The organism is Streptomyces sp. cf386 (assembly GCF_900103585.1).
In the GTDB taxonomy this organism is placed as follows: Bacteria; Actinomycetota; Actinomycetes; order Streptomycetales; family Streptomycetaceae; genus Streptomyces.
Genome location: NZ_FNHV01000010.1, coordinates 218,079 through 237,396, shown reverse-complemented (window position 1 = coordinate 237,396; position 19,318 = coordinate 218,079). Strand labels below are relative to the sequence as shown.

The 19,318-nt window shown below is 70.3% G+C and carries 15 protein-coding genes and 1 pseudogene; 7 read left to right on the top strand and 9 right to left on the bottom strand.

All coding sequences use genetic code 11. The annotated features are described in order from the left end of the window. Positions 1–5: 5 nt before the first annotated feature. The 4 genes and pseudogenes from iolD to iolC all read right to left on the bottom strand — a co-directional run bounded on the left by iolD (position 6) and on the right by iolC (position 3,967). On the bottom strand, positions 6–1,889 hold the full coding sequence (gene iolD / locus BLU79_RS26140; RefSeq protein ID WP_093908336.1) for a 3D-(3,5/4)-trihydroxycyclohexane-1,2-dione acylhydrolase (decyclizing): 1,884 nt from the start codon (positions 1,887–1,889) through the stop codon (positions 6–8). A gap of 86 nt (positions 1,890–1,975) precedes the next feature. Beyond that, a pseudogene (locus BLU79_RS49235) lies at positions 1,976–2,086 on the bottom strand (5-deoxy-glucuronate isomerase); the annotation flags it as partial. Positions 2,087–2,138: 52 nt separating this feature from the next. After that, on the bottom strand, positions 2,139–3,020 hold the full coding sequence (locus BLU79_RS26130; protein WP_093908334.1) for a Cgl0159 family (beta/alpha)8-fold protein: 882 nt from the start codon (positions 3,018–3,020) through the stop codon (positions 2,139–2,141). Beyond that, a complete protein-coding gene (gene iolC, locus BLU79_RS26125; protein ID WP_093908333.1) occupies positions 3,017–3,967 on the bottom strand; it encodes a 5-dehydro-2-deoxygluconokinase in 951 nt (316 codons plus the stop codon). Before iolC ends, BLU79_RS26130 begins: the two co-directional genes overlap by 4 nt. A gap of 124 nt (positions 3,968–4,091) precedes the next feature. Here iolC and BLU79_RS26120 point away from each other — a divergent pair, with 124 nt between their 5' ends. The 4 genes from BLU79_RS26120 to BLU79_RS26105 all read left to right on the top strand — a co-directional run bounded on the left by BLU79_RS26120 (position 4,092) and on the right by BLU79_RS26105 (position 7,292). Next, complete coding sequence (locus BLU79_RS26120) at positions 4,092–5,009, top strand: sugar phosphate isomerase/epimerase family protein (protein WP_093908481.1); 918 nt, start codon at positions 4,092–4,094, stop codon at positions 5,007–5,009. A gap of 104 nt (positions 5,010–5,113) precedes the next feature. Further along, a complete protein-coding gene (locus tag BLU79_RS26115; protein ID WP_256333463.1) occupies positions 5,114–6,049 on the top strand; it encodes a helix-turn-helix domain-containing protein in 936 nt (311 codons plus the stop codon). Between the two features lie 387 nt (positions 6,050–6,436). Further along, on the top strand, positions 6,437–6,637 hold the full coding sequence (locus tag BLU79_RS26110; RefSeq protein ID WP_093908480.1) for a helix-turn-helix transcriptional regulator: 201 nt from the start codon (positions 6,437–6,439) through the stop codon (positions 6,635–6,637). Positions 6,638–6,689: 52 nt separating this feature from the next. Next, entirely contained in the window at positions 6,690–7,292 is a 603-nt protein-coding gene (locus BLU79_RS26105) for a GNAT family N-acetyltransferase (RefSeq protein ID WP_093908331.1), read from the top strand. On the opposite strand, the gene BLU79_RS26100 is transcribed toward BLU79_RS26105, so the two are convergent. Together BLU79_RS26100 and BLU79_RS26095 are read right to left on the bottom strand one after the other, a co-directional pair. After that, on the bottom strand, positions 7,273–8,316 hold the full coding sequence (locus BLU79_RS26100; protein ID WP_093908330.1) for a zinc-dependent alcohol dehydrogenase family protein: 1,044 nt from the start codon (positions 8,314–8,316) through the stop codon (positions 7,273–7,275). The two genes, BLU79_RS26105 and BLU79_RS26100, sit on opposite strands and share 20 nt — an antisense overlap. 137 nt (positions 8,317–8,453) lie before the next feature. After that, positions 8,454–10,709, bottom strand: coding sequence for an MMPL family transporter (locus BLU79_RS26095; protein ID WP_093908329.1), 2,256 nt, complete (start codon positions 10,707–10,709; stop codon positions 8,454–8,456). Between the two features lie 194 nt (positions 10,710–10,903). Between BLU79_RS26095 and BLU79_RS26090 the strand changes: the two genes are divergently transcribed. The 3 genes from BLU79_RS26090 (at position 10,904) to BLU79_RS26080 (ending at position 14,280) form a co-directional block, all read left to right on the top strand. Continuing rightward, on the top strand, positions 10,904–11,551 hold the full coding sequence (locus BLU79_RS26090; protein ID WP_093908328.1) for a TetR/AcrR family transcriptional regulator: 648 nt from the start codon (positions 10,904–10,906) through the stop codon (positions 11,549–11,551). Positions 11,552–11,714: 163 nt separating this feature from the next. After that, the gene (locus BLU79_RS26085; RefSeq protein ID WP_093908479.1) at positions 11,715–11,954 is read left to right on the top strand and encodes a heavy-metal-associated domain-containing protein; all 240 of its coding nucleotides are present in this window, start codon (positions 11,715–11,717) and stop codon (positions 11,952–11,954) included. Positions 11,955–12,117: 163 nt separating this feature from the next. After that, a complete protein-coding gene (locus tag BLU79_RS26080) occupies positions 12,118–14,280 on the top strand; it encodes a heavy metal translocating P-type ATPase (RefSeq protein WP_256333480.1) in 2,163 nt (720 codons plus the stop codon). Between the two features lie 607 nt (positions 14,281–14,887). On the opposite strand, the gene BLU79_RS26075 is transcribed toward BLU79_RS26080, so the two are convergent. The 3 genes from BLU79_RS26075 to BLU79_RS26065 form a co-directional block, all read right to left on the bottom strand. Further along, complete coding sequence (locus BLU79_RS26075; RefSeq protein ID WP_093908326.1) at positions 14,888–16,177, bottom strand: citrate synthase; 1,290 nt, start codon at positions 16,175–16,177, stop codon at positions 14,888–14,890. A 264-nt stretch (positions 16,178–16,441) separates the two neighbouring features. Beyond that, positions 16,442–18,700 (bottom strand): SF1B family DNA helicase RecD2, encoded by a 2,259-nt coding sequence (locus BLU79_RS26070; protein WP_093908325.1) that lies wholly within the window; start codon positions 18,698–18,700, stop codon positions 16,442–16,444. A 63-nt stretch (positions 18,701–18,763) separates the two neighbouring features. Further along, complete coding sequence (locus tag BLU79_RS26065) at positions 18,764–19,129, bottom strand: cupin domain-containing protein (protein ID WP_093908324.1); 366 nt, start codon at positions 19,127–19,129, stop codon at positions 18,764–18,766. Positions 19,130–19,318 lie beyond the last annotated feature (189 nt).

Here is a 19,318-nt window from a genome sequence, read left to right as displayed (position 1 = left end):
CTCCTTCACAGATGGCGGCGTCGGGTCGAGACGTGCCGTTCGTACAGCTCGCGTGCCTTGACCGCCGACGGTCGCGTCGCGGTCTCGGCCACGGGAACATCCCACCAGGCCTGCGCGGGCGGCGGGCCCGACACTGTGTCTGCCGTTTGGGTCTCGACGTAGACACATGTGGGAGTGTCCGCGGCGCGGGCCTCGACGAGCGCCTCGCGCAGATCGCTCACGGTCTTCGCGCGCAGCACCCGCATGCCGAGGCTCGCGGCGTTGGCGGCCAGGTCGACGGGGAGCGGGGCACCCGTGAACGTACCGTCGTCCGCGCGGTAGCGGTAGGCGGTGCCGAAGCGCTCGGCACCCGTCTCCTCCGACAGGCCGCCGATGGACGCGTACCCGTGGTTCTGCACCAGCAACACCTTGATCGCGACGCCCTCCTGCACGGCGGTCACGATCTCCGTCGGCATCATCAGATACGTGCCGTCGCCGACCAGCGCCCAGACGTTGCGCTCGGGAGCGGCCAGCTTCACGCCGAGCGCGGCGGGGATCTCGTAGCCCATGCACGAGTAGCCGTACTCCAGGTGGTACTGGTCACGTGAGCGTGCCCGCCACATCTTGTGCAGGTCGCCGGGGAGGGAGCCGGCCGCGTTGATGATCACGTCCGACTCGTCGACGATCGCGTCCAGCGCGCCCAGCACCTGCGGCTGCGTCGGCCGTACGTCGGGCTCGTCGGCCTCGTAGCAGGCGTCGACGCGCTGCTCCCAGCGCTCCTTGTCCTCGGTGTACTCGGCGATGTAGCTGTCGGCGACCCGGTACGCGTGCATGTCCAGGGCCTCGGTCAGCTCCTGCAGGCCGCTGCGGGCGTCCGCGATCAGCGGCATACCGGCGAGTTTGTGGCCGTCGAAGGGCGCGATGTTGAGGTTGAGGAAGCGGACGCCCTCGCCGGCGAAGAGGGTGCCGGAGGCCGTCGTGAAGTCGGTGTAGCGGGTACCGACGCCGATCACCAGGTCGGCGGTGCGGGCGAGTTCGTCGGCGGTGGCGGTGCCGGTGTGGCCGACGCCGCCGACGTCCTGGGGATGGTCGTAGCGCAGGGAGCCCTTGCCGGCCTGGGTGGAGGCGACCGGGATGCGGGTGACCTCCGCGAACTCGGCGAGGGCTTCCTCGGCGCGGCTGTGGTGGACGCCGCCGCCCGCGACGACCAGCGGCCTGCGGGCGGACCTGATCGCCCGTACGGCCTCGGCGAGTTCGGTCGGGTCGGCGCCCGGGCGGCGTACCACCCAGACGCGCTCGGCGAAGAAGTCGTCCGGCCAGTCGTGGGCCTCGGCCTGCACGTCCTGCGGCAGGGCCAGCGTGACCGCGCCGGTCTCGACGGGGTCGGTGAGCACGCGCATGGCCTGGAGAGCCGACGGAATCAAGGCTTCCGGCCGCGTGATCCGGTCGAAGTACCTCGACACCGGGCGCAGACAGTCGTTGACCGACACATCGCCCGCGTACGGCACTTCGAGCTGCTGGAGGACCGGATCGGCGGGGCGGGTGGCGAAGACGTCGCCGGGGAGGAGCAGGACCGGGAGGTGGTTGATGGTCGCGAGGGCGGCGCCGGTGACGAGGTTGGTCGCGCCGGGGCCGATGGACGTGGTGACCGCGTGGGTGGAGAGGCGGTTCGACTGGCGGGCGTAACCGACCGCCGCGTGCACCATCGACTGTTCGTTGCGGCCCTGGTGGTACGGCATGGCATCGGTGTGCTCGATGAGCGCCTGGCCGATCCCGGCGACGTTGCCGTGGCCGAAGATGCCCCAGGTGGCGCCGATCAGGCGTCGGCGTTTCCCGTCACGCTCGGTGTACTGGGCGGACAGAAAGCGGACGAGCGCCTGTGCGACCGTGAGCCTCGTCGTTGAGGTCATCGGTATCCCTCCGTGCAGTCCCGATGGAAGCAGATCCGCCACCTACGTACGGCTCCGCCGCCCCGTCCGACTCGATGGTGCGGGTGGGGGACCTCCGGCGCGGGGCCGTAGCGGGCGGGGAGTCTTCGCTCGCACTTCGCTCCTGCCAAAGCAAAGCGGCTACCCGCGCCGGAGGCGATCGGTGCGCCGACGCTCCGCTGGGAGCGCCGACGGGGTGTTGCGGGTCGTGCGGGGCCGGTCATGGGGACCTCACAGCAGTCCTACGGCAGTGTCCACCGCGCCGGCCACGTCGCCGTCGGCCGGGTAGAGCAACGAGCGGCCCACCACCAGGCCCCGCACGGTGGGCAGTTGGAGAGCACCCCGCCACTTCTCATATGCCCCGTCCTGGTCGTCCCCGACCTCGCCGCCGAGCAGTACAGCGGGCAGCGTGGAGGCCGCCATGACCTCGGCCATGTCGTCGGGGTTGTCGGTGACCGGCACCTTCAGCCAGGTGTAGGCCGAGGTGCCGCCGAGACCGGAGGCGATCGCGATGGACTTGGTGACGGCCTCGGCGGACAGGTCGTTCCTGACCTTGCCCTCGGGGGTGCGGGTGCTGATGAACGGCTCGACGAACACCGGGAGCCGGCGTGCCGCCATGTCGTCGATGGCACGCGCGGTGGACTCCAGGGTGGTGAGGGAGCCCGGGTCGTCGTAGTCGATCCGCAGGAGCAGCTTGCCGGCGTCGAAGCCCAGCCGCTGGATGTCCTCGGGGCGGTGGCCGGTGAAGCGGTCGTCGAGCTCGAAGCTGGCGCCCTGGAGGCCGCCGCGGTTCATGGAGCCCATGACGACCTTGCCGTCGAGCGCACCGAGGAGGAGCAGGTCGTCGAGGATGTCGGCGGTCGCGAGGACGCCGTCGACGCCGGGCCGGGACAGCGCCAGGCAGAGGCGTTCGAGCAGGTCGGCGCGGTTGGCCATGGCGAACTTGCGGTCGCCGACACCGAGCGCACCGCGGGCCGGGTGGTCGGCGGCGACGATCATCAGCCGGCCGCTCTCGCCGAGGAGGGGCCGGCGGGTACGGCCGGCCGCCGCCTCCGCGACCGCTTCGGGGCGCTGGGTGCGCAGGCGGACCAGTTCCGCGATGTCGACGGTCACTTGACGGCCCCCGCGGCGATGGCGGCCTCGATCTCGTCCGGCGTCGGCATGGCGGAGGAGCACTCCAGGCGGGAGGCGACGATGGCGCCGGCCGCATTGGCGTGCCGCATGATCTTCTCCAGGTCCCAGCCTTCGAGCAGCCCGTGGCAGAGGGAGCCGCCGAAGGCGTCACCGGCGCCGAGTCCGTTGAGGACGTTCACCGGGAGGGGCGGCACCTCGGCCTGGTCGCCCTTGCTGTTGACGGCGAGGACGCCCTTGGGGCCCTGCTTGACGACCGCGATCTCGACACCGGCGTCCAGGAGTGCCTGGGCGGCGGCCTGCGGTTCGCGTACGCCGGTCGCGACCTCCACCTCGTCGAGGTTGCCGACGGCGACGGTGGTGTGCTTGAGGGCCTCGGCGTAGAAGGGGCGGGCCTCGGCCGGGTCCTGCCAGAACATGGGGCGCCAGTCGAGGTCGAAGACCGTGATGCCGGCCTTGGCGCGGTGGGCGAGGGCCGCGAGCGTCGCCGTACGGCTGGGCTCCTCGCTCAGGCCGGTGCCGGTGATCCAGAAGATGCGGGCGTCGCGGATGGCGTCGAGGTCCAGCTCGTGCGCGTCGATCTCCAGGTCCGGGGCCTTGGGCCGACGGTAGAAGTACAGCGGGAAGTCGTCCGGCGGGAAGACCTCGCAGAAGGTGACCGGGGTGGACAGGCCGGGGACCGGGGTGACCCAGCGGTCGTCCACGCCGAAGCCCTGGAGGGCCTCGTGCAGATAGGTGCCGAAGGGGTCGTCGCCGGTGCGGGTGATCACCGCGGTCTGCCGTCCCAGCCGGGCCGCGGCGACCGCGACGTTCGTCGCCGAGCCGCCGAGGAACTTGCCGAAGGAGGTGACCTGCGGCAGCGGGACGCCGGTCTGCAGCGGGTAGAGGTCCACTCCGATCCGCCCCATGGTGATCAGGTCGTACGCCATCGCGTTCCCTTCGTATCGGCTCTCCCGGCTTTGTAGTCCGCCGAACGCGACCCTGTCAATGTTTTGTCCAGACATTCGGACCAGGCCTTGACAGCGCTTGCCGTACGCGCTGAAGCTGACCGCCATGACGTCGTTGTCACCTCAGTCCTCACTGTCCCGCATCCGGATCGGCTCGGCTCCCGACTCTTGGGGTGTGTGGTTCCCCGACGACCCCCAGCAGGTCCCCTGGCTGCGCTTCCTCGACGAGGTCGCCGAGTCCGGCTACGAGTGGATCGAGCTGGGGCCGTACGGGTATCTGCCGACCGATCCCGCCCTCCTCGCCGAGGAGACGGCGAAGCGTGGCCTGAAGGTGTCGGCCGGGACCGTGTTCACCGGCCTGCATCACGGCGAGGCCGTGTGGGAGAAGACGTGGGCGCATGTCGCGGACAACGCGGTGCTCGCGCAGGCGATGGGGGCGAAGCACCTGGTCGTCATCCCGTCCTTCTGGCGGGACGACAAGACCGGTGAGGTGCTGGAGCCGGACACGCTGACGCCCGAGCAGTGGCGGAACCTGACCTCGCTGACCGAGCGGCTGGGGCGGGAGGTGCGCGAGCGGTACGGGCTGCAGATCGTCGTCCACCCGCATGCCGACACGCATATCGACAGCGAGGAGAACGTCGTCCGGTTCCTGGACGGGACGGACTCCGACCTGGTGTCGCTGTGCCTGGACACCGGGCACTACGCGTACTGCGGCGGGGACAGCGTCAAGCTGATCGAGACGTACGGGTCACGGATCGGGTATCTGCATCTGAAGCAGGTGGATCCGGAGATCCTGGCGGACGTGCGGGCGAAGGGGACGCCGTTCGGGCCTGCCGTCGCCCAGGGTGTGATGTGTGAACCGCCGGGTGGGGTGCCTGCGTTGGGGCCGGTGCTGGAGGCTGCGCAGAAGTTGGATGTCGATCTGTTCGCGATTGTCGAGCAGGACATGTATCCGTGTGCGCCGGACGCTCCGCTGCCTATCGCGCGGCGTACGCGGGCGTTTCTGAGGTCGTGCGGGGCGTAGAAGGCGCCTACTGATCTGCCGGGTTCTGTGGTGGGGCGTCTGCGGGTTGGTGGGGGCTGGTCGCGCAGTTCCCCGCGCCCCTGGGGGTGCTGCAGCATGGGGCGATGACTAGTGCCGTGCGTGTGCGGTCGGGGCAAGGCCCCTGGGGCTCCTGGGAGATGGCTCTCGCGTTGCCCCGTCCGCGTCTCCGGCCCGGCGTGATGAGTTATCGCGGGATCCGGCTCGCTCTGGAGCGGCCCCGGCGGCGGCTTGAAGCGCCCATCGGGGCGGCGACGCTGCTGCTGGGGTTCGAGCAGCCGGTGCGGATCTCCCGCGCGGGCCGCCCCACCGACACCCTCGTCTCCGTCTACTGCGGGCCCACCACCACCCCCGCCGTCGGTGAGCACAGTGGGCGACTGGCCGGTATCGAGGTGCTGTTGATGCCGTGGGCCGCGTTCACGTTGTTCGGGACGCCGCAGTACGAGCTCGCCAATCGCACCGTCGACCCCGACGACCTGCCGCACGCCCTGCCCACCCGCATCGGTGAACTCGCCGCCGCACTGGCCGCGTTGCCGACCTGGGCGGACCGGTTCGGGCTGCTCGACGATGTGTTCGCGCGCTGGTCGGACGCCGGTACGCCGTGTTCGGCGCGGGTGGTGCGGGCCTGGGCGGAGCTGGTGCGCACGGGTGGGTCGGTGCCGGTGGGGCGGCTCGCCGAGGGGGTGGGGTGGAGCGTACGGCACCTGGAGAACCGCTTCCGGGAGCAGATCGGGCTGGGCCCGAAAGCCGCGGCCCGGGTGCTGCGGCTGCAACGGGCACGCCGGCTGCTGGCGGCGGGGCGCGGGCAGGCGGAGACGGCGGCGGCCTGCGGGTTCTATGACCAGGCGCATCTGAGCGGCGAGTTCAAGGCGATGACGGGATGCACACCGCGCGAGTTCACGGCGGCGCGGGGGGTGCCGGTCGGGGCGCCCGGGCCGGACCGGCTGGCGGGCGAGGCGACGAGTCTTGTCCTCGCATCCGACCGCGGTGCGCATTTTTCCAATACCCACGAGCTTGGCTGAATGCAGGCTGTGACCCTCGGCGACCGAGCCACAGAGGCGGGGGAGCTGGTGGGTCGGGCCCGGCGCAGCGGGTCCGGCCCACCGTTGCGTTGGGCCTGCGAGCCTTGGGCCTGCGGGCGTTGGGCCCGCGGCGGAAACGGCGTCTGTCAACGCGCCGCGCCCCGGCACCGGCGTGCGCCTTTGCGGCACCTGTGTCACAAGCGCATCTTTCCTGTCACGCATGTCGCAAGTACGCGGGCCCTGCGTCACACCCCGAGCACAGGCCCTGCCTCCTCCGCACTGTGGGTCGTTGACCGGACACAGGCTTTGTGATCGCCGGCGCAGCGCACGGTCCCCCCGACGACCGCCCCAGGTCGCCGCCGCGGCGCGCGCGAGGAGGTGCAAATGATGACCGACCGAATCCTCTGGTCGTACAAGGAGATCGCCGCACACATCAAGGTGCAGCCGGACACCGTGCGGTCCTATCGCAAGCACGGACTGCTGCCCCCGCCCGACCACGTGGAGGGTGGCAAGCCCTTCTGGTACCCCGACACCGTCCGGGCCTGGGTGGAGTCCCGGCCGGGCAACCGTGGGCGCAGAACGGACTGACCTCCCGGAAAAGCAGCTGTGCCCCACCCCACGCGTGGGGCACAGTCGTGCCATGAGCGACTTCTCGACCAAGCCCGTACTGACCGGCGACCTGACCGTGCTGCGTCCGTTCACCGAGGCCGACGCCGCTGTCATGCGGGAGATCATCGAGGACCCCGAGGTCCTCCGCTTCACCGGCGAGGCCCCCGACGAGCTCACCCTGGACCGGCTGCGTTCCTGGTACGGCTCCCGCTCCGACCAGCCCGACCGCCTCGACCTCGCCGTCACCGACCGCGCCACCGGCGAACTCGTCGGTGAGGTCGTCCTGTACGAGTGGGACGCCAACGCCCGCAGCTGTACGTTCCGCACGCTCATCGGGCCCCGGGGGCGCGGCCGGGGACTCGGCACCGAGGCCACCCGGCTCATCGTCGGCCACGGTTTCGAGCAACTCGGGCTGCACCGAGTCCAGTTGGAGGCCTACGGCCACAACCACCGTGCCCTGAGGGTCTACGAGAAGGTCGGGTTCGTGGTGGAGGGAGTGCGCCGGGAGGCCGATCTGAAGGACGGCCGGTGGGCCGACTGGGTGATGATGGCCGTCCTCGAACACGAGTGGGCGTCCCACCGCGGCCACGCTGACCGCACCGCCCTCACCGACCTCAGCTCCACGGCGCGATGACCGTCACCCCCGCCCCCGGCGCCGTCCCGAGCGCCGCCAGCGCCGACGGCACCGCGTCCAACGGGATCGTCGACGTCACCAGCAGATCCGGCCGCAGCACCCCCGCCCCGACCAGCTCCAGCATCGACGGGTAGGTGTGCGCCGCCATCCCGTGGCTGCCCAGGATCTCGAGCTCCAGGGCGATGGCGCGGGCCATGGGGACCGGAGTCGTGCCGGACTCCGAGGGCAGCAGGCCGACCTGGATATGCCGGCCCCTGCGGCGCAGGCTGTTGACGGACGCGGCGCAGGTGACGGGTGAGCCGAGGGCGTCCAGGGAGAGATGGGCGCCGCCGCCGGTCAGGGCGTGGATCGCCGCCGCCGTGTCGGGCACGCCCGAGGCGTCCACACACTCCACCGCCCCGAACTTCCGCGCCAGGTCCAGGGCCTTCGGTGAGACGTCCACCGCGACGACCCGCGCGCCCGACGCCGCCGCGATCATCACCGCCGACAGGCCCACCCCGCCGCAGCCGTGCACCGCGACCCACTCCCCCGCCGCCACCCGGCCCTGCTGCACGACCGCGCGGAACGCCGTGGCGAACCGGCAGCCGAGCGAGGCAGCCGTCGCGAAGGACATCCCGTCGGGCACGGCGACGAGGTTGACGTCGGCGTGATCCAGCGCCACGTACTGCGCGAAGGAACCCCAGTGGGTGAAGCCGGGCTGCGTCTGGCGCTCGCACACCTGCTGGTCGCCCGCCGCACACGCCCCGCATCTGCCGCAGGCGCACACGAACGGCACGGTGACCCGGTCGCCGGGGTGCCAGCCGGTCACCCGCTCGCCCACCTCCTCGACGACTCCGGCGAGTTCATGGCCCGGCACATGCGGCAGCGCGATGTCCGGGTCGTGGCCCTGCCAGCCGTGCCAGTCACTGCGGCACAGCCCCGTGGCCTCGACGCGCACGGTCACTCCGTGGGGGGCGGGGTGCGGGTCGGGCACCTCACGCACCTCGGCCGCTTCGCCGTACCGCTCGAACACCACAGCCCGCATCCCGGTCTCCTTTCGGCCGCGTCCCCTTGCACGGAGAGCAATGAAGATCAGCAGAGATCATCGGGAACGCTAGACGCTCCACCAGGTTTGCGATACCAGGCCTCGACGCCCGCTCGGTCGGCCGTCCTCCAGGGCGGTCAGCCGCGCGAGCTCACCTTGTCCCGCTCCTCCGCGGGCTCCGGTGCCGGGGCTTCCGCCGACCCCGTCGGCTCCCCCTCGCTCACCCCGAACCGGTCATGGAACCGCCGCAGCGGCCCCGGCGCCCACCAGGTCGCCCGCCCCGTCAGACGCATGACCGCCGGGACCAGGAGGCTGCGGACGATCATCGCGTCCATCAGCACCGCCAGCGCGATGCCGAGGCCGAGCATCTTGGTGTTGGTCACCCTGGAGGTGCCTATGGCGACCATCACCACCGCGAGGATCACGGCGGCGGCGGTTATCAGACCGCCGGTGCGTTGCAGGCCATGGCGGACCGCCTGGTCGTGGTCGCCGGTCGCGTCGTACTCCTCCTTGATGCGGGAGAGCAGGAACACGCCGTAGTCCATGGACAGGCCGAAGGCGACGCAGAACATCAGCACCGGGAGGGTCGTCTCGATCGAGCCGGGGCTGGTGAAGCCGAGCAGGCCGGACAGATGGCCGTCCTGGAAGACCCAGACCACCGCGCCGAACATCGCCGTCAGGCTCAGCGCGTTGAGCACGACCGCCTGGATCGGGATCAGCACACTGCCGGTCAGCAGGAACACCAGCAGCAGGGTGACGATCACGATGAAGGCCGCGGCCAGCGGCAGTTGCTCGGCTATCGCGTCCTTGGAGTCGACCAGGACCGCCGCCGCGCCGGTCACCTCGGTGTCGAACGGCGCCTGTGTGGCGCGCAGTTCGCCCACCAGGTTCTGGGCAGGGTCGTCCACCGCCTCGCCCTTCGGCAGCACCGTGAAGTACGCCGAGTCGCCCTTCACCAGCGGTCCGTCGACCCGGAGCACCTCCGGGAGAGCGGCGATCCGCTCCTTGTAGTCGGCGTACTGCGCTGGCGTGGCCCGTCCTTCGGCGAAGACCTCCAGGCCGCCGCCGGGGCTGCCCGGGAAGCCGTCGCGGATGTGCTGCTGGACCACGTGCGACTCGGCGCTCGACGGCAGCTGGCGGTCGTCGGCGGTGCCGAACTTCACGCCCAGGAAGGGCAGTCCGAGCAGGACCAGGACGGCGGTGGTGCCGAGGGCGAAGAACGGGGCGCGGCGCATGACGATGTTCGCCGTGCGGGTCCAGGCCCTGCCCCCTGTCGAACCGGCCCCCTGATCGGATGCCTCACTCGACGCCTTCGGCCGCCCGCGCCGGAACAGACGGCGCAGGTCCAGGGAGTTGACCCGGTGGCCGAGCAGGACCAGTGCCGCCGGGAGCAGGATCAGCGCGGCAGCCGCGGCGAGCAGCACCACCGCTATTCCGGCGTAGGCGAAGGAGCGCAGGAAGTACTGCGGGAAGAGCAGCATCGCCGCGAGCGAGACCGCGACCGTCAGGGCCGAGAAGAGAACCGTCCGGCCGGCCGTGCGCAGGGTCGTGCCGACGGCCGTCAACGGCTCGGCGCCGGTGGCGAGTTCCTCGCGGAAGCGGCGGACGATGAACAGGGCGTAGTCGATGGCGAGGCCCAGGCCCAGGGCCGTGGTGAGGTTCATCGCGAAGACCGACACATCCGTGATCTCGGTCAGGCCGCGCAGCACCGCGTTCGTGCCGAGGATGGCGACGATGCCGATGCCGAGCGGCAGCAGGGCCGCGACCGCGCTGCCGAAGACCATCACCAGCAGCACCAGGGTGACCGGCAGGGCGATCATCTCGGCCCGGGTCAGGTCCTCCTGGATGATCGTCTGCATCTCGTGCCGCACGGCGACCGGGCCGCCGACGCTGACCTCCACCGGACCGTGCGCACCCCGGAACTCGGGCGCGAGGCGGTCCAGGGTCTCCCCCATCTCCTCCTCCTCGCCCGTGATGCGGGCGGCGATCAGCGCCTCACGGCCGTCCTCGGCGCGCAGGGCGGGAGCCGACGCGGCGTCCGCCTGCCAGTAGGAGCCGACCCCTATGACGCCCTTCTCGGCGGCCAGTCGCTCCGTGAGCCGCCGGGCCTCGGCGGCCACCGCGGGGTCGTCCACGGAGGCGCTGCCCGCGTCCACGAGGAGCAGGAGGTTGGGCTGGGAGGCGGGGAACTCGCGCTCCAGTGCCTTGGTGGCATACGTCGACCCGGCGTTCGGGTCTTCCCAGCCGCCGCTGCCCAGCCGGTCGGCGACGCCGCTGCCGGCCACCACCGCGAGCGCGGTCAGCACCAGGGCCACGAGCAGCGACAACCGGGGGCGGGCCGTCACGAAGCGGGTCCAGCCTCCGATGCGGGGTGGCCTGTTGACTTCGGTCATTGTGCGGTGTCCCCTTCACCCTGATCCATGCTGCTCACGCCTGATGCAAGCGCCCGATCCACGTGGGGCACAGCCAGGCAGCATGGAGTCGTCACTGCCATAGACTGGCAAACACGAGAGATCGCTCGCGTTTCTCCAGAATGCGAGCGACCACTCGCGTTTGTCAATCGCGTTCGGAGAACTGGGGATAACGCGTGCCCACCACCGAGGAGAAGGACCAGCCGCGCCGCCGCCAGGCCCGCGGCGAGCGCCGCATCGCCCAACTGCTGGAAGCCGCGGCCACCGTCTTCACCACCACCGGCTACACGGCGGCCAGCACCAACGCCATCGCCCGCGAGGCGGGCGTCTCACCGGGCACGCTGTACCAGTTCTTCCCGAACAAGGAAGCGATCGCGATCGAGCTGGGTGACCGGCTCATGCACGAGATGCGCGAGACATACGGCGAGGCGCTCGCGCCGGTCGACCCCACGACACCCTTGGAGGAGGCGGTCGGCTCGGCCGTCGACCGGTTCATCGCCTTCAACTGCGAGCACCCGGTGTTCTTCGCGCTGATGCACGGCCCCGACATCCCCGGCCGCATCACCGAGGAGCACGACGCCCTGCACGCGACCCTGCTCTCCCGGATCGAGGACCTGCTCTCCTCGATCCTGCCGGACACCCCGCCGGCCGACCTCGCCCGGACCTCGCACATGTGCCTGGGCATGTACAAGGCGGGCCTGGAGCTGGTCCTCGCTCACGAGGGCGCCGAGCGCGACGCCTATGTCCAGGAGCTCAAGAACGCCCTGATCCGCTACCTGGACCCGCTGGTCGGCGCGAGACTCGGGCACCCCGACCCCTCCTGAAGGCACCCCGATCCCCTCCTGAAGCGGCTCCGCGCCCCCGGAGCGCAGGCCCCGTCTCATCCTGGACCCCTCTTGGGGAAATACCCCTTAGGGGTATAGCGTGGAGTAACAGAGGGCCCTCATGGACCCCCTCAGCCCCACATGCCTCGACGAGGAGAACGACATGACCGCCCAGACCGGCACCCCGGGTTCCATCACCGCCGTCTACAAGGTGAGCGGTATGAGCTGCGGGCACTGCGAGGGTGCCGTATCCGGCGAGATCTCCGAACTCCCCGGCGTCAGCTCGGTGAAGGCCGTCGCCTCGACCGGCGAGGTCACCGTCGTCTCCGGAGCCCCGCTGGACGAGGAGGCCGTCCGCGCGGCCGTCGACGAGGCGGGCTTCGAGCTGGTCGCCAAGATCTGAGCCGGACATGCCCCGCACCACCGACCAACCGCCGATACCGGGACCGGCCGGCCCCGCCGACACGAAGGGCACGGCCGCCGGTACGCCAGGCACGCCCGGCCGCACCCCCAGCGCCCCCGGCACGCCCGCCCCCACCTCCCAAGTAGAGCTGCTGATCGGCGGAATGACCTGCGCCTCCTGCGCGGCCCGCGTCGAGAAGAAGCTCAACCGCATGGACGGCGTCACCGCCACGGTGAACTACGCGACGGAGAAGGCGAAGGTCAGCTACCCCGCGGGCACAGAGGTCGCCGACCTCATCGCCGTGGTGGAGAAGACGGGGTACACCGCCGAGGAGCCTGCTCCCCCGCAGCCCGCGCCGGAGCAGGCCCCGGAAGACCCCGAACCGACCGCCTACCGCCACCGCTTCACCGTCTCCGCCCTCCTCACCGCCCCCGTCATCCTGCTGTCGATGATCCCGGCCCTGCAGTTCGACAACTGGCAGTGGCTCGCGCTCACCCTGGCTTCGCCGGTCGTCGTCTGGGGCGGACTGCCCTTCCACCGCGCCGCGTTCACGAACGCCCGGCACGGTGCGGCGACCATGGACACGCTGATCTCGATGGGCACGCTGGCGGCGTTCGGCTGGTCGCTGTGGGCGCTGTTCCTCGGCGACGCGGGCATGGCCGGGATGCGCGACGACTTCGAGTTCACCGTCTCGCGCGTGGACGGCGCCTCGCAGATCTACCTCGAAGTGGCCTCCGGGGTCGTCACCTTCATCCTCCTCGGCCGCTATCTGGAGGCCCGCGCCAAGCGGCGCGCGGGAGCGGCACTGCGGGCCCTGATGGAGCTGGGCGCCAAGGACGTGTCCGTGCTGCGGGACGGGCGTGAGGTCCGTATCCCGGTCGGCCGGCTGGCCGTCGGGGACCGGTTCGTCGTACGGCCGGGCGAGAAGATCGCCACCGACGGCACCGTCGTCGAGGGCTCCTCGGCGGTGGACGCCGCCCTGCTGACCGGCGAGTCCGTGCCGGTGGACGTGACGGTCGGGGACGCGGTCACCGGCGCGACGGTCAACGCGGGCGGGCGGCTCGTCGTCGAGGCGACCCGGGTCGGCGCCGACACCCGGCTCGCGCGGATGGCGAGGCTGGTGGAGGACGCGCAGAACGGCAAGGCCGAGGTGCAGCGGCTCGCCGACCGGATCTCCGGGGTGTTCGTGCCCGCGGTCATCGTGCTCGCGGTCGCCACCTTCGGGGCCTGGCTCGGCATCACCGACGACACGGTCGCCGCCTTCACCGCGGCCGTGGCGGTGCTGATCATCGCCTGCCCGTGCGCTCTGGGCCTCGCCACGCCCACGGCCCTCATGGTCGGCACGGGACGCGGGGCGCAGCTCGGCATCCTCATCAAGGGCCCCGAGGTGCTGGAGTCCACGCGCCGGGTCGACACCGTCGTCCTGGACAAGACCGGCACGGTCACCACGGGCCGTATGACCCTCCAGAAGGTGTACGTCGCCGAGGGCGCCGACGAGGAGCAGGTGCTGCGGCTCGCGGGCGCCGTGGAGCACGCCTCCGAGCATCCCGTGGCCCGGGCCGTGGCCGCGGGTGCCGAGGAGCGGGTCGGACGGCTGCCGGAGGTCGAGGGGTTCGAGAACGTCCCCGGGCGCGGCGTACGCGCGCGCGTGGAGGGCCGTGACGTGGCCGTGGGGCGCCTTTTCGAGGCGCTGCCCACGGAGCTTGCCCGGGCCCGGGAGGAGGCCGAGAGAGACGGTCGTACGGCCGTGGTCGTCGGGTGGGACGGGGAAGCGCGGGGTGTCGTCGCCGTCGCGGACACGGTGAAGGAGACCAGCGCCGAGGCGGTGCGCGAGCTGCGGGCGCTGGGGCTCACCCCGGTGCTGCTGACCGGGGACAACCGGACGGTCGCCGAGGCGGTGGCGCAGGCGGTCGGTATCGATCAGGTGATTGCGGAGGTCCTGCCCGAGGACAAGGTCGAGGCCGTACGGCGGCTGCGGCGTGAGGGGCGGTGCGTCGCCATGGTGGGCGACGGCGTCAACGACGCGGCCGCGCTCGCCACCGCCGATCTGGGTCTCGCCATGGGGACGGGCACGGACGCGGCGATCGAGGCGAGCGATCTGACGCTGGTGCGCGGGGATCTGCGGGTGGCCGCGGACGCGATCCGGCTGTCCCGCAGGACGCTGGCCACGATCAAGGGCAACCTCGTGTGGGCCTTCGGTTACAACGTCGCCGCGTTGCCGCTGGCCGCGGCGGGGTTGCTGAACCCGATGATCGCGGGGGCGGCGATGGCCTTTTCGTCCGTGTTCGTGGTGACGAACAGCCTGCGACTGCGGACGTTCCGGTGAATTCGTAGTAAGAACCCCGCTAGGCCCCTCTGGAGTCCGACGCCCAGCTCACATAAGCTCTTCACAAGGCTCACGCATCATCCTTACGCTTGGGTCCCGATCGCCATATCGGGGCTCTTGCGTATCTAACGGACATACGCAAGAGACGCAGATCACAGTGATGTGAACGTAACCATCGAAGGGGTTCGAAGGTCTAAGTTGACGATGTCAGACGGCGTCTTGGGGGGCGCCAACTGGCATCTGAGGATGTCTTGGGGGACTTCCTCAGAGTTGCGTTGCCGGGGCACGTACATCGGGAAGCTTTGAGCGGCCCTCCCGACCGTGCGCTGTCCCGGCAGACCGCACTCAACCATGAGTACGACGAGTTTTGCTCGTTCTGCTCAAACGGCAACACAGAAAGACAGCGATTCAGGCGCTGCTCTCTCAGACGCCCGGCCGGATCCCGTGGGGGGAATCCGCACCGGGACATGGGAAGGCGCCCTGGACGTCGGCCCGTGGGGGGACCGCCGCCAGGGCGCCTTCTTCTATCCGTGCACATCCGGGCGCCGCATACGCACAAGAGCCCCGCACCCGACCGAAGTCAGGTACGAGGCTCCAGCAGCGAGGCTCAGCGCGCCTCGACGGGAACGAAGTCGCGCTCGACGACGCCCGTGTAGATCTGGCGCGGGCGGCCGATGCGGGACCCCGGCTCCTTGATCATCTCGTGCCACTGGGCGATCCAGCCCGGGAGACGGCCGAGGGCGAACAGGACCGTGAACATCTCGGTCGGGAAGCCCATGGCCCGGTAGATCAGGCCGGTGTAGAAGTCGACGTTCGGGTAGAGGCTGCGCGAGACGAAGTAGTCGTCGGAGAGCGCGTGCTCCTCCAGCTTCAGCGCGATGTCCAGCAGCTCGTCGGACTTGCCGAGGGCCGAGAGGACGTCGTGCGCGGCGGCCTTGATGATCTTGGCGCGCGGGTCGAAGTTCTTGTAGACCCGGTGGCCGAAGCCCATCAGGCGGACGCCGTCCTCCTTGTTCTTCACCTTGCGGATGAAGGAGTCGACGTCACCACCGCTCTCCTGGATGCCCTCCAGCATCTCCAGGACGGACTGGTTGGCACCGCCGTGCAGCGGGCCCCACAGCGCCGAGATGCCGGCCGAGATCGAGGCGAACATGTTGGCCTGCGACGAGCCGACCAGGCGGACCGTCGAGGTCGAACAGTTCTGCTCGTGGTCCGCGTGCAGGATCAGCAGCTTGTCGAGGGCGGCGACGACGACCGGGTCGAGCTCGTACTCCTGCGCCGGAACCGAGAAGGTCATGCGCAGGAAGTTCTCGACGTAACCGAGGTCGTTGCGCGGGTAGACGAACGGGTGGCCGATCGACTTCTTGTACGCGTACGCCGCGATCGTCGGAAGCTTGGCGAGCAGCCGGATCGTCGAGAGGTTGCGCTGCTTCTCGTCGAACGGGTTGTGGCTGTCCTGGTAGAACGTGGACAGCGCGGAGACGACCGACGACAGCATGGCCATCGGGTGGGCGTCGCGCGGGAAGCCCTTGTAGAAGTTCTTGACGTCCTCGTGCAGCAGGGTGTGCTGCGTGATGTCGTTCTGGAAGGTCGAGAGCTCGTCGACGGTGGGCAGCTCACCGTTGATCAGCAGGTAGGCCACCTCCAGGAAGGTGGAGCGCTCGGCCAGCTGCTCGATCGGGTAGCCGCGGTAGCGGAGGATGCCCGCCTCGCCGTCGAGGTAGGTGACGGCGGATTTATAGGCGGCGGTGTTGCCGTAGCCGCTGTCCAGCGTCACCAGACCGGTCTGGGCGCGGAGCTTGCCGATGTCAAAGCCCTTGTCGCCGACGGTGCTGTCAATCACCGGGTAGGTGTACTCGCCGTCGCCGTACCGCAGTACTACAGAGTTGTCGCTCACGTCTTCCCTCACCGACGTTGTGCCTCATCTTCGAGGTTGCCCTGACTGTCTCTACCCTCCCCCATTCGGCTCAGGAGAGTGCACTCGGGGTCGACCATTGGGCCTATTGGCGGCACTGAGTGCCGCCAACCTGCCATCCTGCCCCCTGTTTTCCCCATCTGGAAGTGCTCTGTGACCTTCACGACTCGTTTGATCGATCATTTTTTTCGATGCCTCACGAATCGCCAGGTCAGGAGGGGGTCCCACGGCGGGCCGAAGGCAGGGTCAGGAGCCCGCGAGCCGGAAGTCGAGCGCCGTGCAGCGCCGTCCCGCCGACACCGTGCGCACCGCCTGTCCGATCGCCTTGCGTGATCCCACGAGGACGACCAGCCGCTTGGCGCGGGTCACCGCGGTGTAGAGCAGGTTCCGCTGGAGCATCATCCATGCTCCCGTCGTGACGGGGATCACCACGGCGGGATATTCACTTCCCTGCGAGCGGTGAATGGTCACCGCGTACGCATGCGCAAGCTCGTCCAGTTCATCGAATTCGTACGGCACCTCCTCGTCCTCGTCCGTCAGCACCGTGAGGCGCTGGTCGACCGGGTCGAGCGAGGTGACCACGCCCACGGTGCCGTTGAAGACACCGTTCTCCCCCTTCTCGTAATTGTTGCGAATCTGGGTGACCTTGTCGCCGACACGGAAGACCCGGCCGCCGAACCGCTTTTCCGCCAGATCGGGCCGCCCGGGCGTGATGGCCTGCTGGAGCAGGCCGTTCAGCGTGCCCGCGCCGGCCGGTCCGCGGTGCATGGGGGCCAGCACCTGGACGTCCCGGCGCGGATCGAGGCCGAATTTGGCCGGAATCCGACGGGCCACCACGTCCACCGTGAGCCGTCCGGCCTCCTCCGTGTCGTCCTCGACGAAGAGGAAGAAGTCCTTCATGCCGTCGGTGACGGGGTGCTGCCCGGCGTTGATCCGGTGGGCGTTGGTCACCACGCCCGACTGCTGGGCCTGGCGGAACACGCGCGTGAGGCGCACGGCCGGGATGGGGCTGCCGTCGGCGAGCAGGTCCCGCAGGACCTCCCCCGCGCCGACGCTGGGCAGTTGGTCGACGTCCCCGACGAACAGCAGATGGGCGCCCGGCGGTACGGCCTTGGCCAGCTTGTTGGCCAGCAGCAGGTCCAGCATGGACGCCTCGTCGACCACCACCAGGTCGGCCTGGAGCGGGCGGTCCTTGTCGTAGGCCGCGTCGCCCCCGGGCTTGAGCTCCAGGAGGCGGTGGACGGTGGAGGCCTCGGCGCCGGTGAGCTCGGCGAGGCGCTTGGCGGCGCGGCCGGTGGGGGCGGCGAGCACGACCCTGGCCTTCCTGGCGCGGGCCAGCTCCACGATCGAGCGCACCGTGAAGGACTTGCCGCAGCCCGGGCCGCCGGTGAGGACGGCGACCCTCTCCGTGAGCGCCAGCTTCACGGCGGCTTCCTGCTCCGGAGCGAGCTCCGCGCCCGTACGCCCCTTCAGCCAGCCCAGCGCCTTGTCCCAGGCCACGTCACGGAAGCCCGGCATCCGGTCCTCATCCGTGCGCAGCAGGCGCAACAGCTGGGCGGAGAGGGAGAGTTCGGCCCGGTGGAAGGGGACGAGGTAGACGGCGGTGACGGGCTCGTCCGAGGCGCCGTCGGGACCGGGGACCTTCTCCCGTACGACACCCGGGTCGCCGCCGTCCTCCGGGACCTGGGCCAGCTCCGCGAGGCACTCGATGACGAGGCCGGTGTCGACCTGGAGGAGCTTCACCGCGTCCGCGATCAGCCGCTCCTCGGGGAGGTAGCAGTTGCCCTGGTCGGTGGCCTGCGACAGCGCGTACTGCAGGCCCGCCTTGACGCGCTCCGGGCTGTCGTGCGGGATGCCGACGGACTGGGCGATCTTGTCGGCGGTGAGGAACCCGATGCCCCAGACGTCGGCGGCCAGCCGGTAGGGCTGGTTCTTGACGACGGAGATCGAGGCGTCGCCGTACTTCTTGTAGATGCGGACGGCGATGGACGTGGACACCTCGACCGTCTGAAGGAAGAGCATGACCTCCTTGATCGCCTTCTGCTCCTCCCAGGCGTCGGCGATCTTCTTGGTGCGCTTGGGGCCGAGCCCGGGCACCTCGATGAGGCGCTTGGGCTCCTCCTCGATGATCTTCAGGGTGTCCATGCCGAAGTGCTGCGTGATGCGGTCGGCGAAGACCGGGCCGATGCCCTTGACCAGGCCGGAGCCGAGATAGCGGCGAATGCCCTGGACGGTGGCCGGCAGCACGGTCGTGTAGTTCTCGACGGTGAACTGCTTGCCGTACTGCGGGTGGGAGCCCCAACGCCCCTCCATCCGCAGCGACTCACCGACCTGGGCGCCGAGCAGCGCGCCGACGACCGTGAGGAGGTCGCCGCCGCCCCTGCCGGTGTCGACTCGGGCGACCGTGTAGCCGTTCTCCTCGTTGGCATACGTGATCCGCTCCAGCACGCCTTCGAGCACGGCGAGCCGCCGTTCGCCCGTGGCACTCCCCGCCTGATTGGACATGATCCGACGGTACCGGCCGGGTCCGACAACGCGGGCGGCCTGTGCACACAGCGGCCGTCGGCCTCACCCCGTCGGTGACGTCACGTGGTCGATCACCTTCTGGAAGTCCTCGGTCGGCGAGAACTCCACGAGTGCGCAGTCCTCCAAGGCCACGGGGACATGACCGGGCGCCCAGTAGTACGCCTGACCCGCCTCGTAGTACTCCTCACCCTCGGCCGTCAGCATCCGTAGCCGGCCCTTCAGCAGGAAGCCCCAGTGCGGGCACTGGCAGGCGTCGCCGTCGAGGCCCTTGAAGGCGGGGCCCATGTCCGTGCCCTCCGGCAGGCTGATGTAGCCGACGGACATGCCGCCACCCATGGGCTTGGTGCGCACCTCCACGCCGTCGCCGGCGAGGGCGACGGGCACGTCGTCGCGAGTCGCTGCCGTCATGACTTCTCCACTCCAGCCCGCAAGGGCCTGCGGAAACGACCTCCTGCCCTTCCAGGCTGGACCGCCCCGGTGCGCCCCGCGACATCACGATCCGGTTTCGGGATGTGGTTGAGGGCTTGATTAACCCTCGTGTAATCGATTCCAATCCTCCGTAGACGTCGATGTAATCGATTCCAGGAACGGTCCTCG

Coding starts and splice junctions, on each gene's coding strand:
- iolD (WP_093908336.1), bottom strand. CDS start 1,889: ATGACCTCAACGACGAGGCTCACGGTCGCACAGGCGCTCGTCCGCTTT.
- iolC (WP_093908333.1), bottom strand. CDS start 3,967: ATGGCGTACGACCTGATCACCATGGGGCGGATCGGAGTGGACCTCTAC.
- BLU79_RS26120 (WP_093908481.1), top strand. CDS start 4,092: ATGACGTCGTTGTCACCTCAGTCCTCACTGTCCCGCATCCGGATCGGC.
- BLU79_RS26115 (WP_256333463.1), top strand. CDS start 5,114: ATGACTAGTGCCGTGCGTGTGCGGTCGGGGCAAGGCCCCTGGGGCTCC.
- BLU79_RS26110 (WP_093908480.1), top strand. CDS start 6,437: ATGACCGACCGAATCCTCTGGTCGTACAAGGAGATCGCCGCACACATC.
- BLU79_RS26105 (WP_093908331.1), top strand. CDS start 6,690: ATGAGCGACTTCTCGACCAAGCCCGTACTGACCGGCGACCTGACCGTG.
- BLU79_RS26100 (WP_093908330.1), bottom strand. CDS start 8,316: ATGCGGGCTGTGGTGTTCGAGCGGTACGGCGAAGCGGCCGAGGTGCGT.
- BLU79_RS26095 (WP_093908329.1), bottom strand. CDS start 10,709: ATGACCGAAGTCAACAGGCCACCCCGCATCGGAGGCTGGACCCGCTTC.
- BLU79_RS26085 (WP_093908479.1), top strand. CDS start 11,715: ATGACCGCCCAGACCGGCACCCCGGGTTCCATCACCGCCGTCTACAAG.
- BLU79_RS26080 (WP_256333480.1), top strand. CDS start 12,118: ATGACCTGCGCCTCCTGCGCGGCCCGCGTCGAGAAGAAGCTCAACCGC.
- BLU79_RS26070 (WP_093908325.1), bottom strand. CDS start 18,700: ATGTCCAATCAGGCGGGGAGTGCCACGGGCGAACGGCGGCTCGCCGTG.
- BLU79_RS26065 (WP_093908324.1), bottom strand. CDS start 19,129: ATGACGGCAGCGACTCGCGACGACGTGCCCGTCGCCCTCGCCGGCGAC.